The organism is Paraburkholderia sp. SECH4, from assembly GCF_030511745.1.
Lineage (GTDB): Bacteria > Pseudomonadota > Gammaproteobacteria > Burkholderiales > Burkholderiaceae > Paraburkholderia > Paraburkholderia madseniana.
On sequence record NZ_JALOCP010000018.1, the window covers coordinates 46,335 to 60,153 of the forward strand.

The 13,819-nt window shown below is 61.0% G+C and carries 15 protein-coding genes and 1 tRNA gene; 4 read left to right on the forward strand and 12 right to left on the reverse strand.

Going from position 1 to position 13,819, the window contains the following annotated elements; genetic code table 11:
• Window positions 1-68: 68 nt before the first annotated feature.
• Window positions 69-662 carry a nitroreductase family protein gene (locus tag M0D67_RS23090; RefSeq protein WP_171926369.1) on the reverse strand — a complete coding sequence of 198 codons (594 nt, stop codon included), beginning with the start codon at window positions 660-662 and terminating at the stop codon, window positions 69-71.
• 186 nt (window positions 663-848) lie between these two features.
• Window positions 849-2,132: an MFS transporter gene (locus M0D67_RS23095; protein WP_154561024.1), complete on the reverse strand. Its 1,284-nt coding sequence runs from the start codon at window positions 2,130-2,132 to the stop codon at window positions 849-851.
• Window positions 2,133-2,285: 153 nt separating this feature from the next.
• Here M0D67_RS23095 and M0D67_RS23100 point away from each other — a divergent pair, with 153 nt between their 5' ends.
• Window positions 2,286-2,927: a TetR/AcrR family transcriptional regulator gene (locus M0D67_RS23100; RefSeq protein ID WP_154561022.1), complete on the forward strand. Its 642-nt coding sequence runs from the start codon at window positions 2,286-2,288 to the stop codon at window positions 2,925-2,927.
• Between the two features lie 85 nt (window positions 2,928-3,012).
• Window positions 3,013-3,567, forward strand: a complete 555-nt coding sequence (locus M0D67_RS23105; RefSeq protein WP_154561020.1) for a DUF1415 domain-containing protein — start codon at window positions 3,013-3,015, stop codon at window positions 3,565-3,567.
• Window positions 3,568-3,608: 41 nt separating this feature from the next.
• Here the strand turns inward: M0D67_RS23105 and M0D67_RS23110 are convergent, their stop codons facing one another.
• The gene (locus M0D67_RS23110) at window positions 3,609-4,451 is read right to left on the reverse strand and encodes an SAM-dependent methyltransferase (protein ID WP_154561018.1); all 843 of its coding nucleotides are present in this window, start codon (window positions 4,449-4,451) and stop codon (window positions 3,609-3,611) included.
• A 386-nt stretch (window positions 4,452-4,837) separates the two neighbouring features.
• Between M0D67_RS23110 and M0D67_RS23115 the strand changes: the two genes are divergently transcribed.
• Window positions 4,838-5,158, forward strand: a complete 321-nt coding sequence (locus tag M0D67_RS23115; RefSeq protein WP_042329129.1) for a hypothetical protein — start codon at window positions 4,838-4,840, stop codon at window positions 5,156-5,158.
• Between the two features lie 91 nt (window positions 5,159-5,249).
• On the opposite strand, the gene M0D67_RS23120 is transcribed toward M0D67_RS23115, so the two are convergent.
• Entirely contained in the window at window positions 5,250-5,459 is a 210-nt protein-coding gene (locus M0D67_RS23120; RefSeq protein WP_154561016.1) for a DUF1059 domain-containing protein, read from the reverse strand.
• 396 nt (window positions 5,460-5,855) lie between these two features.
• On the opposite strand from M0D67_RS23120, the gene M0D67_RS23125 reads away from it, so the two are divergent.
• On the forward strand, window positions 5,856-7,127 hold the full coding sequence (locus tag M0D67_RS23125) for a TIGR03862 family flavoprotein (RefSeq protein ID WP_154561014.1): 1,272 nt from the start codon (window positions 5,856-5,858) through the stop codon (window positions 7,125-7,127).
• Between the two features lie 60 nt (window positions 7,128-7,187).
• Here M0D67_RS23125 and M0D67_RS23130 read toward each other — a convergent pair whose 3' ends face one another.
• From M0D67_RS23130 to M0D67_RS23165, 8 genes are all read right to left on the reverse strand, one after another.
• The gene (locus M0D67_RS23130) at window positions 7,188-8,312 is read right to left on the reverse strand and encodes a class I SAM-dependent methyltransferase (RefSeq protein WP_154561012.1); all 1,125 of its coding nucleotides are present in this window, start codon (window positions 8,310-8,312) and stop codon (window positions 7,188-7,190) included.
• Between the two features lie 345 nt (window positions 8,313-8,657).
• Window positions 8,658-8,733 (reverse strand) — tRNA-Thr (locus M0D67_RS23135).
• A gap of 19 nt (window positions 8,734-8,752) precedes the next feature.
• Entirely contained in the window at window positions 8,753-9,274 is a 522-nt protein-coding gene (locus M0D67_RS23140; protein WP_154561010.1) for a ClpXP protease specificity-enhancing factor, read from the reverse strand.
• A gap of 74 nt (window positions 9,275-9,348) precedes the next feature.
• Window positions 9,349-9,960 carry a glutathione S-transferase N-terminal domain-containing protein gene (locus M0D67_RS23145; RefSeq protein ID WP_006052302.1) on the reverse strand — a complete coding sequence of 204 codons (612 nt, stop codon included), beginning with the start codon at window positions 9,958-9,960 and terminating at the stop codon, window positions 9,349-9,351.
• Window positions 9,961-10,055: 95 nt separating this feature from the next.
• Window positions 10,056-10,811, reverse strand: a complete 756-nt coding sequence (locus M0D67_RS23150; protein WP_154561008.1) for a cytochrome c1 — start codon at window positions 10,809-10,811, stop codon at window positions 10,056-10,058.
• Window positions 10,812-10,833: 22 nt separating this feature from the next.
• Window positions 10,834-12,213 (reverse strand): cytochrome bc complex cytochrome b subunit, encoded by a 1,380-nt coding sequence (locus M0D67_RS23155; RefSeq protein ID WP_154561006.1) that lies wholly within the window; start codon window positions 12,211-12,213, stop codon window positions 10,834-10,836.
• Window positions 12,213-12,833: a ubiquinol-cytochrome c reductase iron-sulfur subunit gene (petA, locus tag M0D67_RS23160; RefSeq protein ID WP_154561004.1), complete on the reverse strand. Its 621-nt coding sequence runs from the start codon at window positions 12,831-12,833 to the stop codon at window positions 12,213-12,215. Before petA ends, M0D67_RS23155 begins: the two co-directional genes overlap by 1 nt.
• Before the next feature lie 221 nt (window positions 12,834-13,054).
• Complete coding sequence (locus M0D67_RS23165) at window positions 13,055-13,801, reverse strand: Nif3-like dinuclear metal center hexameric protein (protein WP_154561002.1); 747 nt, start codon at window positions 13,799-13,801, stop codon at window positions 13,055-13,057.
• Window positions 13,802-13,819 lie beyond the last annotated feature (18 nt).

Consider the following 13,819-nt stretch of genomic DNA (forward strand, 5'->3'; position numbering starts at 1 on the left):
GACAATCCGGAATAAAAAACGCGCGGTCAGCGCCGCGCGTTTTTTTCACCACCAAGGCTGCAAGATGCTCAGAACGCCTTCTTCCAGCCACCGCCATAAGCGATGTCAGCAAGCGGCAAACGCTGACGCACCGACTTCTCGCGCTCGCGCAGCACCGGATCGAGTTTATCGACGTCGCCGTAATGGCCGAGCGAAATGATCGCGATCACATCGACGTCGTGCGGCAGCTTGAACGCCGTGCGGAACGCGTTCGGATCGAAGCCGCTCATCTGATGCGCAGCAAGACCAAGCGCATGTGCCTGCAGCACCAGCGCCATCGCGGCAGCACCCGCGTCGTACGGCGCGCAACGGTTCACTTCGCCCTTGTTGGTGAGCGTGTGCGTGGTCACCGCGATCAGCACCGGCGCCGACGCATTCCAACCCTGGTTGAACGGCACCAGCGTGGCGAAAGCCTGCTTGAACGAGACTTCATCGACGCTACGGTCGAATACGAGGAAACGCCACGGTTGCGCGTTATACGAAGACGGCGCCCAGCGTGCCGCTTCGAGCACCGAATGCAGATCCTCGCGGCTCACCGGCTCGCTCGAATAGGCGCGCGGGCTCCAGCGACCTGCAATCAGCTCGTGAATAGCAACTGCGGTAGGGGCGGGTTTGTTGGTCATGCGCTTCTCTCGGTCGAAATTCATGATCGACGGGCGGCTGCCCGGGGCTTCATAGCATAACCGGGCTGAGCCGCTAGCGCTCCAACAAGTGCACACTTAGTTTTCACTTCTGCTGCAATGGCAAACGGCCTCGTATGAGGCCGTTTGCTCTAGGGCGCTTTGTTCGCAGTGCACAGGGCCGCAGCTTTAGGCCGCTTGCGGCTCCGGCACCTTGGCTGGCCGGTTGATCCGCAGCACGATCACTGCGGCAACCAGGCACAGCCCGCCGGAAATCATCGACGCCACCGTGTACGTGCCGAGGCTCGCGCGCAGCATGCCCGCGCCGAGCGCCGCGAAGGCCGCACCGAGCTGGTGGCCGGCGACCACCCAGCCGAACACGACCGGCGCCGCTTCCTTGCCGTAGACATCGGTTGCGAGACGCACGGTGGGCGGCACAGTGGCGATCCAGTCGAGTCCGTAGAACACCGCGAACAACGGCAGCCCGAAGAAATCGATGCCGAAGGCGTGCGGCAGATACATCAACGACAAACCGCGCAGACCGTAATACCAGAACAGCAACACGCGGCTATTGAAACGGTCCGACAGCCAGCCCGACAGCGTCGTGCCGAACAGATCGAAGATGCCCATGGCGGCAAGCAAGGAGGCGCCCTGCACTTCGCTCATGCCGTAGTCGCCGCACATTGCGATCAGGTGCGTGCCGACGTAACCGTTGGTGCTCGCGCCGCAGATAAAGAAGCTGAAGAACAGCAGCCAGAAATCACGCGTCTTGCTCGCCATGGCGAGCGTGCCGAAGGCGATGGCCAACGGATTCTGCTTGGTCACGGAATTGGAAATCGGCGAGTCGGCCGGTTCGCCGAACGGGCGCAACTTCATGTCCGCGGGCCGCTCCGGCAACAGGAACGCGACCAGCGGCAATACAACCGCCGCCGCGCCCGCGACGACCCAAACCACCTGGCGCCAGCCGTAGTGCTCGGCGATGGCCGCGAGCATCGGCAGGAACACCAGTTGGCCGGTCGCCGAACTGGCCGTGAGAATCCCCATCACAAGGCCGCGATGTGTGGTGAACCAGCGCGTCACCACCGTCGCCGACAGCGACAGCGCCGCCACCCCCGTCGAGCCGCCGACCATCACGCCCCAGATCAGAACCATCTGCCACGGATGCGTCATCAGCGACGACAACGCCACACCCGCCGCCATCGTGCCGAGAGCGATCAGCAGAGTAGGACGCACGCCGAAGCGCTGCATCGCCGCGGCCGCGAACGGCCCCATCAGGCCGTACAGCGCGATGTTCACGGAGATGGCGAGCGAAATCGTCGCACGGCTCCAGCCGAATTGGTGCTCCAGCGGCACCATCATCACGCTCGGCGTGGCGCGCGTGCCCGCCGCCGCCAGCAGCACCAGAAATACCACCGCCACGGTCAACCAGCCGTAGTGGAAACGTCCGCCAATCAGTCTCGCTGCCCAGTTCATCAGTTCTCCAATCGACGCCTGCCCCGCAGGCCGCGCCGCTCGCATTGTTACGGCTTCGGTAAAGGACTTGTGACAGATCTGTCACAATGGTGTTGCGATGTTAGTTACTGGTCGGTAACATGTCAAGGCATCAATTCAATTCAGGTGGCATCCATGTCCGATAGTGAAACCCTCAAGCCAACCGGCGCACGGCGAGCACGCGGCACGCAGACGGCCGGCCCGGAGGCGCAGCAGCATCTGCTGCGCGCCGCGGACGAACTGTTCTATCGCGAGGGTGTGCGAACGGTTGGCGTCGACGCGGTGGTCGAGCGCGCGGGTGTGAACAAGATGAGCTTGTACCGCCAGTTTTCGTCGAAGGACGAATTGGTGATAGCGTATTTGGAGCGCAAGGACGAGCAGTTTTTCGGCTATGTGGAGAAAAGCTTTGCCAAGCATCCAGGCGAACCGGCCAGGCAGCTTCAGCAATATTTCGACGACCTGGCGGTGCGCGCATCGGTTGACGATTACCGCGGCTGTCCTTTCGTGAATGTGGCCGTGGAGTTTTCCGACACGACACATCCGGCGCGGCAATTCGTGTTTCGCAACAAGGAACGGCTGATGGCGCGGCTTCTGGAACTGACAACCGCGGCAGGCGCCGACGATCCGGTGGCCTTGGCCAACGGGCTGGGTTTGATGATCGAAGGCGTGTACGCGGCCAGCCAGACCTACGGCCCGGGCTGCGGGCCGATTCTTGCCGCACCGAAGGTGGCGGCGCAGTTGATCGCCGCGGCGTGCCGCGGGACGCAAGCGAGGTGAGGATTGGGCCGTCCTGTTGTGGCCGCGTGCGGATCGGTGCCGTTGCGCGCCGTTAGAATGGCACTTTCCTCTTTCGCTGCTTGCCATGTCGTCGCCCGCCGAATCTCATGATGCTGTTATCGCCGCCACTCGTCATTGGCTGACGGAGGCCGTGATCGGGCTCAATTTGTGCCCCTTCGCCAAAGCCGTGCATGTGAAGGGGCAGATTCGCTATGCCGTGAGCGATGCCGTGGATATGGAAGGAGTGTTAGCCGATCTCGAAACCGAGATTCAGACACTCGTCGCGGCGAATCCTGACGCGGTGGATACCACGCTTCTGGTGATACCGGGCGCGCTCAGCGATTTTCTCGACTATAACGATTGCCTGTTTTTTTCCGAAAGAATGATCAAGCAACTTCGGCTGGAAGGCATTATTCAGATTGCCAGTTTTCACCCGCATTATCAGTTTGAAGACAGCGAGCCCGACGATATCGAGAACTATACGAATCGCGCGCCCTATCCGATTTTGCATCTGCTTCGCGAAGATAGTATCGAACGGGCGGTTCAGGCTTTTCCCGATGCAGAAGCTATTTATGAACGGAATCAGGAGACGCTTCGGCGAATTGGTCTTAAAGGCTGGAATGAATTGATGAAAAAGTAATTCGCGCGGTGGCTACGAAAAAGCCACCGCCGCAGGACGGATCAGGCCGAGACAAAGAACCGTTCTTTCAGCTCCTCGATCCCGAGCGTCTCCATCACTTCATTCAGCCTCTCGGTTGGCCGCCGTCTCGGCAGGTCCTTGAACTGGGCAATAATCAGCTCATTTTTCATGGAATGCTCCCACCCGACCAGCTCGGTCACACTCACCTGATAGCCATGCGCTTCAAGCTGCAGGCAGCGCAACACATTAGTAATCTGGCTGCCAAATTCCCGGGTATGCAACGGATGCCGCCAGATCTCGGTCAACGCATTCCCCAGCGATTTACTCTTGTTCTGCCTTAAAACCCCCGCCACCTCGGCCTGGCAACACGGCACCACCACGATGTACTTCGCACGCTTTTCCAGCGCAAACCGGAGCGCGTCGTCAGTCGCGGTATTGCACGCATGCAGCGCCGTCACGATATCGATCTGTGCTGGCAATCGGTCTGACGTAATAGACTCCGCCACCGACAAATTCAGGAACGACATCCCCTTGAAGCCGAGCCGCTCGGCCAGCTCCTCGGATTTCGTCACGAGATCCTCGCGTGTTTCGATGCCGTAAATGTGCGACGCCCCACCAGCGGAGTCCTGAAACTCCTTGAAGAAAAGGTCATACAGGATAAAACCTAGGTATGACTTGCCGGCACCATGGTCGACGAGCGTCACCGCGCCCTGCTGGTCCTTGAGGTCTTTCAGCAGCGGCTCGATGAACTGGAACAGGTGGTAGACCTGCTTCAGCTTGCGGCGGCTGTCCTGGTTCATCTTGCCGTCGCGCGTGAGGATGTGAAGCTCCTTCAACAACTCGACGGACTGGTTCGGACGGATTTCGTGGGTTTTGCTGGACATCGTGGGAGACCGCCATCGATTGCAACGCGAACGTGCGACAGATGACGGAAAAAAGGAAAAGTTGCTGCCAGTTTACCCAAAGCGCAGCCCGCTCACCTGAGGAGTCGCGTCGACCCTGCGAGAAATGCCACAAACCTGGAACACTTCCTGCTCAAAACGCAATATGCGGGACGTATTCCGATGTGGCTTGAAAGCATCTTGCGGGCCGGCTCACCCGATGGCGTAAGCCGTGCCGCGCATAACAACAAGCTGCCGGCCGTGGCTTCGATCACGCGAACCGAATGCATGTGGGGAGGACGGTCCCGGAACACGGACCGAACGTTACGTAACCAGCAGCGCGCCGCGATCTCAAACGGACGCGCGCCTGGAAAATAGAAGAGGCAGCAATGGACACGGTACCCAACGGAAACGTCGAGCAGAAGTTTCAGGAAATGCTGGCGAAGCTCACCGCCACCCCTGCGTGGTCGGAAAAGCAGCAGCTCGAACTGGAAATGGCACGCGACATTTCCACCGAAATGCTGCGGCTGGCCGAAGTCATGCGCGACGGCAGCGTCGACATGGAGACGTGCCTGACGATGCTGAAGTACGCGAAAGTGCTCGACTTCGTGATGACGACGCTCGCCTCGCGTCGCGACATCAAACCGCAAACGCTGCGGGTGATTTTCAAGCTCGCCGGACTGAAGGTGGATGAGGCATATCCCGGTTAGGACGCCCAGACAACGCCGCGACCAGCACGAGCGGCGCGCCGCCGTTCGTGCTGGTCAGCAGGCCTTCATCCTAAAGGAAAAGGACAACGAATCACCCTCGCGGCGCCTCGATCGGCGGAGTGCCTTCATGAAAGAGCGTCTTGAGCTGCGAGCGCAGTTCCGGCGAGTCCGTATGTTTGTGCACCGAGACCGCATGCTGCACGGCCGCGTCGAGCAATTCGCTCTCGCTGTCGGCGGACAGGGCAACGGTGCAATTCATTTCGCTCGGAAACTCGCGGCAGTCGATGTATTTGCGAGTCATGGCAATCTCCTGATCAAACGTCGAAACATCCAGACAAACAGCGGGCGCGCAGACCACGTTGCCAGCCGCAACGCGGCTGCATTGGCCGTGCCCGGCGAAATGAGAGCGGTGGGGTAGTGTGACGCGGGAAAGAAGCGGACTGCGTCCAGTGGAAGCTGTTTGAAAAGTATAGTTCGCGCGAGTGAATAGCGAAGGAGCAAACGTGAGCGCAGGGGATTGCGACACGCCCGAACCCAGCTCTTTTCGGCCGCTGGCTCGCGCTGGCACGTTAGCTCGTTACCCGTTCGCCGCGCGCCGTTTGCCCTGAGTTGCCGGCGGTGTGAAAATAGCGCCCTTCGCGCCGCCCGATTGTCAGATCAGGCCAACGCGCCGCCCCCCGCTCATCCGCAGGACCGCATGTCATCCTCCTTCGATTCCGCCCGCGTCGCCGTGATCGGCGGCGGCCCCGCCGGCTTGATGGCCGCCGAGGCGCTCGCCCAGCACGGCGTGCAAGTCGACGTCTACGACGCGATGCCATCGGTCGGCCGCAAATTCCTGATGGCGGGCAAAGGCGGCATGAACATCACGCATTCGGAACCGCTCGAGCCGTTTCTTGGCCGCTATGGCGCGCGCCGCGAACAAATCGCGCCGCTACTCGGCCTGTTCGGTCCCGACGCCTTGCGGGCCTGGCTGCATGAGCTTGGCGTCGAAACTTTCATCGGCAGTTCGGGGCGGGTTTTTCCGACCGATATGAAGGCGGCGCCGATGCTGCGAGCGTGGTTGCATCGGTTGAGAGAAGCTGGCGTGCGCTTTCACATGCGCCACAAGTGGACCGGTTGGGACAACGGCCACGGCGACACCGCGACGCACACGTTGCGCTTCGAAACACCCGACGGCGAGCAACGCGTGACCTGCGATGCCGTGGTGTTCGCACTCGGTGGCGCAAGCTGGCCGAGGCTCGGATCGGACGCCGCCTGGGTGCCGCTCCTGAGCGCACGCGAGGTGCCGGTGACGCCGTTGCGGCCCGCGAACTGCGGCTTCGATGCGGACTGGAGTCCCTATCTGCGCGAGCGTTTCGCCGGTCAACCAGTGAAATCCGTGGCCATCACGCTCACCGACGTAGACAATAAAGTCCACAATCGACAAGGTGAAATACTTCTGACCGAAACCGGCCTCGAAGGGAGTCTGATTTACGCGCTGTCGGCAGCCATCCGGGAGCGGATTCTCGCCGACGGCGACGTCACGATCGCGCTGGACCTGGCGCCAGGCTTGACGTTGGAGCGTGTCGTGGCGGAGGTCACGCGACCACGTGGGTCGCGCTCCATGTCGACTCACCTGCATGGCAGAGTCGGCATCGGAGGCGTAAAACTGGCCTTGTTGCATGAGGTTCTGTCGAAGGAAGGCTTCGCCGATGCGAATGGCCTCGCGCACGCGATCAAGGCGTTGCCGGTGCGACTCACGCGCGCCCGGCCTATCGCGGAAGCGATCAGCACCGCAGGCGGCGTCCCCTTCGAAGCGCTTGATCAACATTTGATGATCGAGCATCTGCCCGGCGCGTTCTGCGCGGGTGAAATGCTCGACTGGGAAGCGCCAACCGGCGGTTATCTGCTGACCGCCTGCTTCGCCAGTGGCCTCGCGGCCGGACGCGGCGCATTAGCGTATCTCAAGGCGCGCGGCGTGCCGGTCTGACACGCCGTTCTTCAGCCGCGCCTCATTACGCGGCATCGCGCTCCCTTCGAGCGCCACCGTTTAGCGCGCCTTCAGACGCCAGAGCGACGTCACTTCAGCCTTGCGCGCCGTATGCAGCGCGTCGGTTTCATCAGTCGACTTCGGGTGCCGTGGACGAATATCCTCGCGACCCACCACGGTCAGCCCCGCCTTTTCAATGGCGGCAAGCAACCACTCGCGCGTACGCAAGCCGAGATGCTCGGCGAAGTCCGACATGATCAGCCAGCCTTCCCCGCCCGGCGACAAATGCTCCGCCAACCCGTCCAGAAAACCGAGCAGCATGCGGCTTTCCGAATCGTAGATCGCGTATTCAATCGGTGAGGCGGGCCGCGCCGGCACCCACGGCGGATTGCAGACCACCAGCGGCGCACGGCCTTCCGGAAACAGATCGGCTTGCACGACCTCGACTTGCTGATCGTAGCCGAGACGCTTGAGATTTTCGCGCGCGCAGGCCAGCGCTCGCGGGTCCTGGTCGGTCGCGACGATTTTCTTCACACCGCGTTTGGCGAGCAGCGCAGCCAGCACGCCCGTACCGGTGCCGATATCGAACGCCTTGTTCAATGACGGCAGCGGCGTGCGCGCCACCAGATCCGCATATTCACCGCGCACCGGCGAAAACACGCCGTAGTGCGGATGGATGCGCTCACCCAGCACGGGAATTTCCACACCCTTCTTGCGCCACTCGTGCGCACCGATCAGACCGAGCAATTCGCGCAGCGACACGACCGAGGGTTCGTCGGTAGACGGCCCATAGGTTTCGATACAGGCCTGCTGCACTTCAGGCGCGCGGCGCAGCGGAATTGCGTACGCAGCGTCGAGCGGAATCAGGATCATGCCGAGCGTGCGGGCGCGTTGCGATTGAGCCTGACGATGCAGGTTGAACGCGTCGATCGGCGTTTCGCCGTGCTTGCGCGGTTTGCGCTCCAGCCGGCGCGTGACCGCCTGCAGCAATTGGCGGGCGTTCTGAAAGTCGCCGTTCCAGAGCAGCGCGGTGCCTTCGCACGCGAGACGATAGGCAGAGTCGGCAGTGGTGCGGTCATCGGCGACGACAACGCGCTTGGGCGGCGGCACCGCGGCTTCGGAGCGCCAACGCGCAGTGCGGGGGCCGTCGGCTTCGGGCCAGGTGATGGTTGCGGGGCTGGTCATGATGAAGGTGGGGTCTGTGTTGCGGGAGTGACGCGGTGAAAACTCGCGTCTCGGGGGCGTTGCCCGCCGGAGTGACTGATCGTGATGCCGACTGACGCCCGAATAGTACCTCTCCCAGTCGGGTTCGCGGGGCGGTATCTGTGGGCGGATGCCTGAACAAGGCCGATGCCACCGCCCTTTGCGGCGGTCTGCGGGCAATTCGTAGACTAAAATGTCCACAATCGACAAGGTGAATGAGATCTGGCAAAAATGAGCCGTTTCCGCCTCTCATCCAGCCTGCGAAATCCCCGCCCCAAATAAAAAAGCGGGTTTCTGAAATTATTCAGAAACCCGCTTTCGCACTACTGGTGCCGGCTGCAGGACTCGAACCCGCCACCTCATGATTACAAGTCAAGCGCTCTACCTGATGAGCTAAGCCGGCATGAGGCCGTGATTCTACTTCATTTCACGATCTTGAGGCGAGCCCTTCCGCCACCTTTCGATCCATCATCGTCAGGCTGCGGGCCGTCCGTCGCGGTTTCCGCTTTGGCGGCATCCGCGGCAGACGACGGTTCGACCGCACGCGGCGCCACGCTGACGGGCGCGGCCGGTGCTTCGGTCTCGTCCGCCAGTTCCGCATCGGCGCCTGAATCCTGCGCCTCGCCGCCTGCCGACTCGACCGGGAACGCCATGCCCTGCCCGTTTTCCCGCGCGTAGATCGCGAGAATATTGGCGATCGGCACTTCGATCTTGTGCGACTTGCCGGAGAAGCGCGCGCTGAACTCGATCCATTCATTGCCCATCTGCAACTGGCTGGTCGCCTCGAAGCTGATGTTCAACACGATCTCGTTGTCGCGCACGAACTGCCGCGGCACGCGCGTCTGATTGTCGACCCGGACCGCAATATGCGGCGTGTAGCCGTTATCCGTGCACCACTCGTACAGCGCGCGCAGCAGATAAGGCTTGGTGGAAATCTCTTGCATCAACAGTCCTCTTACCGGGTTGGGGCGCGCGCGGAAAACAATCGAGACGCGGCGCCCTCACCCCAAAGCCAAACTCAACGACGCATCACCTTTTCCGAAGGCGTCAGCGCTTCGATATAAGCCGGGCGGCTGAAAATGCGCTCCGCGTACTTCATCAGCGGTGCAGCGTTCTTCGACAGCTCGATGCCGTAGTGGTCCAGACGCCACAGCAACGGCGCGATCGCGACGTCCAGCATCGAGAACTCTTCGCCGAGCATGTACTTGTTCTTCAGGAAGATCGGTGCGAGCTGCGTCAGGCGATCGCGAATCGCGAGACGTGCCTTCTCGTGATTCTTCTCAGCGGCCTTGCCCTTTTCGTTTTCGAGCGTGCCGACGTGAACGAACAGTTCCTTCTCGAAGTTCAGCAGGAACAGACGGGCGCGGGCGCGCTGAACCGGATCGGCCGGCATCAGTTGCGGGTGCGGGAAGCGCTCGTCGATGTACTCGTTGATGATGTTCGATTCGTACAGAATCAGGTCCCGTTCGACGAGAATCGGCACCTGACCATACGGATTCATCACAGCGATGTCTTCCGGCTTGTTAAACAGGTCGACGTCGCGGATCTCGAAGTCCATGCCCTTTTCGAACAACACCAGCCGGCAGCGCTGGGAGAACGGGCAAGTTGTGCCGGAATACAGAACCATCATGTTTACGTTTCCTCAAAAAGCTGAAAGGCCAGCGCGCGGAAAAACCGTTCAACAGGTTTTTCCTGGCGCCGGCCCCACGCCGGGTAACGGCGTGATTATTTGATATGTTTCCAGTACGCAGCGTTCAGTCGCCAGGCGAAAAAGCTCAGAATGCCGAGGAACAGCAGCACCCACACGCCAAGCTGTCTGCGGGTTTTCTGCGTCGGTTCGGACATCCATGACAGGTACGACACGAGGTCGGCCACAGCAGAATCATAATCTACCGGCGACATCGTCCCCGGCGTGACCTGTTGGTAGCCGACAAATTTGTGCACCGTTTCGCCTGTTTTTTCGTCGGTTTCGTCACCGAACTTCGCGGTACGTTGCCCCTGAAGCTGCCACAGCACATGAGGCATGCTCACGTTTTCATACACCAGATTGTTCCAGCCGGTCGGCCGCGTATTGTCGCGATAGAAGCTGCGCAGATACGTGTACAGCCAGTCCTTGCCGCGCGCCCGCGCTTCCACCGACAAATCCGGCGGACTCGCGCCGAACCACGCTTTCGCGTCGTCCGGGCGCATCGCCACGGTCATGGTGTTGCCGATTTTATCCGTGGTGAACAGCAGGTTCGACTGGATCGCGCTCGGCGTAATGCCGAGATCGGTCAGCCGGCTGTAGCGCATCAGATTCGCACTATGGCAATTCAGGCAGTAGTTTACAAACAATTGGGCGCCGTGCTGCAACGAAGCAAAATTCTCCGCGTTATCGGGCGCGCGGTCGAGAGGGAAATTCTCGTCCGCGTGCACCGGTCCGGCCAGCACCGCGAGCAGTGTCGCGCCGATCAGCGCGCACGTCGAAAGCAGTTTTTTCATTTCGTGTTCTCCGGGCTCGCGATTAGTGGGGCTTGAACCGCACCCGCTCGGGCGGCTGCTTGAACGTGCCAAGCCGCGTCCAGACCGGCATACCGAGGAAAAACGCGAAGTAGATCAGTGCACACACCTGAGCAATCAACGTCGAGGCGGGCGACGGCGGTTTGGTGCCGAGGAAGCCCAACGTCAGGAAAGCGAGCACGAAGATCCCGTAGAACACCTTGTGAAAAAACGGCCGGTAACGGATCGACTTCACCGGCGAGCGGTCGAGCCACGGCAGGAAGAACAGCGAGATCACCGCGCTGCCCATCACCACCACGCCCCAGAATTTCGATTCGGTGAACGCCATGGCCAGAACCACCAGAACCGCGAGCACCGGCAAGCCGAGCTTCCATTTGCCGCGTGCGCGCACCAGCGCGAACAGGCCGAGCAGCGCGACGATGATCATCAGCACGATCTTGAATGGATCGGTGGTGGCGCGCAACATCGCATAGAACGCCGTGAAGTACCACACTGGCGCAATTTCCTGCGGCGTTTGCAGCGGATTGGCGGGAATGAAGTTGTTCGCTTCAAGGAAGTACCCACCCATCTCCGGTGCGAAGAAGATGATCGCGGCGAAGATGATCAGGAACACCGACACGCCCATGAAGTCGTGCACCGAGTAGTACGGGTGGAACGGGATGCCGTCGAGCGGAATGCCGTCCGGGTCCTTCTTTGCCTTGATCTCGATGCCGTCCGGGTTGTTCGACCCCACTTCATGCAGCGCCACCAGGTGCGCGACCACCAGCCCGATCAGCACCAGCGGAATCGCGATCACGTGGAAAGCGAAGAAGCGGTTCAGCGTGACGTCCGAGACGACGTAATCGCCACGAATCCACAGCGACAGATCCGGCCCGATGAACGGAATCGCCGAGAACAGGTTCACGATCACCTGCGCGCCCCAGAACGACATCTGGCCCCACGGCAGCAGGTAGCCGAAGAACGCCTCGGCCATCAGGCTCAGGAAGATCGCGCAGCCGAAGATCCACACCAGTTCGCGCGGCTTGCGGTACGAGCCGTACATCAGTCCGCGGAACATATGCAGATACACGACGACGAAGAACATCGACGCACCCGTGGAGTGCATATAGCGGATCAGCCAGCCCCACGGCACCTCGCGCATGATGTACTCGACCGACGAGAACGCGAGCGTCGCGTCGGGCTTGTAGTTCATCGTGAGGAAGATGCCGGTGACGATCTGATTGACCAGCACCAGCAGCGCGAGCGAACCGAAGAAGTACCAGAAGTTGAAGTTCTTCGGCGCGTAGTACTCGGAAACATGCTTTTTCCAAGTGGACGTCATGGGAAACCGGCGGTCGATCCAGCCGACCAGCCCGGTCGTCTCTACTTCGTGTTCGATCGCCATTACGCTTCTCCTTTCTCGTCCTTGCCGATCACGAGGCCCGTGGCCGAGGTGAACATGTAAGGCGGGATGTCGAGGTTCTGCGGCGCAGGTTTGTTCTTGAAGACGCGGCCGGCCATGTCATAGGTCGAGCCGTGGCAAGGGCACAGGAAGCCGCCTGGCCAGTCGTCGGGAAGATTGGGCTGCGCGCCCTCCTGGAAGCGCGGCGTCGGCGTGCAGCCCAGATGGGTGCACACGGCGACGGCGACGAAAAGGTTCTTGTGGTCGGTGCGTGAACGGAATTCGTTGTTGCAGTACTCCGGCAATGGCATCGAAAAAGGATTCTTGGTGAGAGGATCCGCTACTTCCTTATCGGCTTTCTGGACATCGGCGAGCATCCTGTCAGTGCGATTGATGATCCACACCGGCTTACCGCGCCAGGCGACGGTCTTCATGTCGCCGGGCTTGAGATCACTGATATCGACTTCGACCGGGGCGCCTGCCGCCTTGGCCTTTTCAGATGGTGCAAACGAACTAACAAAGGGTACGACAGTGGCAACGCCTCCAATGCCACCTGCTACGGTCGTCGCTATCAGCCAGGTACGGCGGCCGCCGTCGACGCGTTCATCTTCCTTGTCTCGCATTACACGCCCCACTTCTGAGTTGGATTTTTCCTTCACGTCGCTTCTACCGCCGCTAGTTTGCGCGAATGGAGTCGGCATTTACAAGGCCCCATTGCCAAAAACCGTGCGAAGCCCTTGATAAGTCAGGGTTTCTCCGTACGGATCGCAAACTTTTTCGCACCTCCTTTTAAGTGCCCTCTGCGTTATTCGTGCCTTTTTCTTCTCTAATGCCGATTTTCAATTCAGACGGGATTCGGGATATCGATAAACACGTGTTCGATATCGAACTGCTCGGACAGATGCTTGCCCACCGCTTGCACGCCGAAACGTTCGGTGGCGTGGTGGCCGGCCGCGAGGAACGCCACGCCGCTTTCCGCCGAGGTGTGCATCACCGACTCCGACACTTCGCCGGTCAGGTAGACATCAGCGCCGGCATTGATCGCGGCGTCGAACATGCCTTGCGCGGCGCCCGTGCACCAGCCCACGCGGCGCAATTCGCGATCCGGGTCGCCGAACACGAGCGGCGTGCGGCCGAGCGTCTGCTCGACTTGCGCGGTGAAGTGCGCGAGCGTGATCGGCATCGGCAACGTGGCGAGCCAGCCGAGATCGTTCTCGCCGAAGCGCGCGTCGCTGATCCAGCCCATCTTCGCGCCGATTTGCGCGTTGTTGCCGAACTCGGGATGGTCGTCCAGCGGCAGGTGATAGGCGAACAGGTTCAGGTCGTTGGCAATCAGCAGCTTCAGGCGCGCGTGTTTGCGCCCGGTGATCTGCGGCGCCTCGTTGCGCCAGAAGTAGCCGTGATGGACCAGCACCGCGTCCGCACCCCAGTCGAGCGCGGCCTCGAGGAAGGCCACTGAAGCCGTCACGCCGGTCGCGAGCTTATTGATCCTGCGGCGCCCTTCCACCTGCAATCCATTGGGGCAATAGTCCTTGAAGCGCGCGGTTTCAAGGAGATTGTTCAAGTACAATTCAAGTTCGATCCGATCCATATAAACCTCTAGTCTTCA

Excerpts from the sequence above, each read along its gene's own strand:
- M0D67_RS23090 (WP_171926369.1), bottom strand. The coding sequence starts at position 662 with ATGACCAACAAACCCGCCCCTACCGCAGTTGCTATTCACGAGCTGATT.
- M0D67_RS23095 (WP_154561024.1), bottom strand. The coding sequence starts at position 2,132 with ATGAACTGGGCAGCGAGACTGATTGGCGGACGTTTCCACTACGGCTGG.
- M0D67_RS23100 (WP_154561022.1), top strand. The coding sequence starts at position 2,286 with ATGTCCGATAGTGAAACCCTCAAGCCAACCGGCGCACGGCGAGCACGC.
- M0D67_RS23105 (WP_154561020.1), top strand. The coding sequence starts at position 3,013 with ATGTCGTCGCCCGCCGAATCTCATGATGCTGTTATCGCCGCCACTCGT.
- M0D67_RS23110 (WP_154561018.1), bottom strand. The coding sequence starts at position 4,451 with ATGTCCAGCAAAACCCACGAAATCCGTCCGAACCAGTCCGTCGAGTTG.
- M0D67_RS23115 (WP_042329129.1), top strand. The coding sequence starts at position 4,838 with ATGGACACGGTACCCAACGGAAACGTCGAGCAGAAGTTTCAGGAAATG.
- M0D67_RS23120 (WP_154561016.1), bottom strand. The coding sequence starts at position 5,459 with ATGACTCGCAAATACATCGACTGCCGCGAGTTTCCGAGCGAAATGAAT.
- M0D67_RS23125 (WP_154561014.1), top strand. The coding sequence starts at position 5,856 with ATGTCATCCTCCTTCGATTCCGCCCGCGTCGCCGTGATCGGCGGCGGC.
- M0D67_RS23130 (WP_154561012.1), bottom strand. The coding sequence starts at position 8,312 with ATGACCAGCCCCGCAACCATCACCTGGCCCGAAGCCGACGGCCCCCGC.
- M0D67_RS23140 (WP_154561010.1), bottom strand. The coding sequence starts at position 9,274 with ATGCAAGAGATTTCCACCAAGCCTTATCTGCTGCGCGCGCTGTACGAG.
- M0D67_RS23145 (WP_006052302.1), bottom strand. The coding sequence starts at position 9,960 with ATGATGGTTCTGTATTCCGGCACAACTTGCCCGTTCTCCCAGCGCTGC.
- M0D67_RS23150 (WP_154561008.1), bottom strand. The coding sequence starts at position 10,811 with ATGAAAAAACTGCTTTCGACGTGCGCGCTGATCGGCGCGACACTGCTC.
- M0D67_RS23155 (WP_154561006.1), bottom strand. The coding sequence starts at position 12,213 with ATGGCGATCGAACACGAAGTAGAGACGACCGGGCTGGTCGGCTGGATC.
- petA (WP_154561004.1), bottom strand. The coding sequence starts at position 12,833 with ATGCGAGACAAGGAAGATGAACGCGTCGACGGCGGCCGCCGTACCTGG.
- M0D67_RS23165 (WP_154561002.1), bottom strand. The coding sequence starts at position 13,801 with ATGGATCGGATCGAACTTGAATTGTACTTGAACAATCTCCTTGAAACC.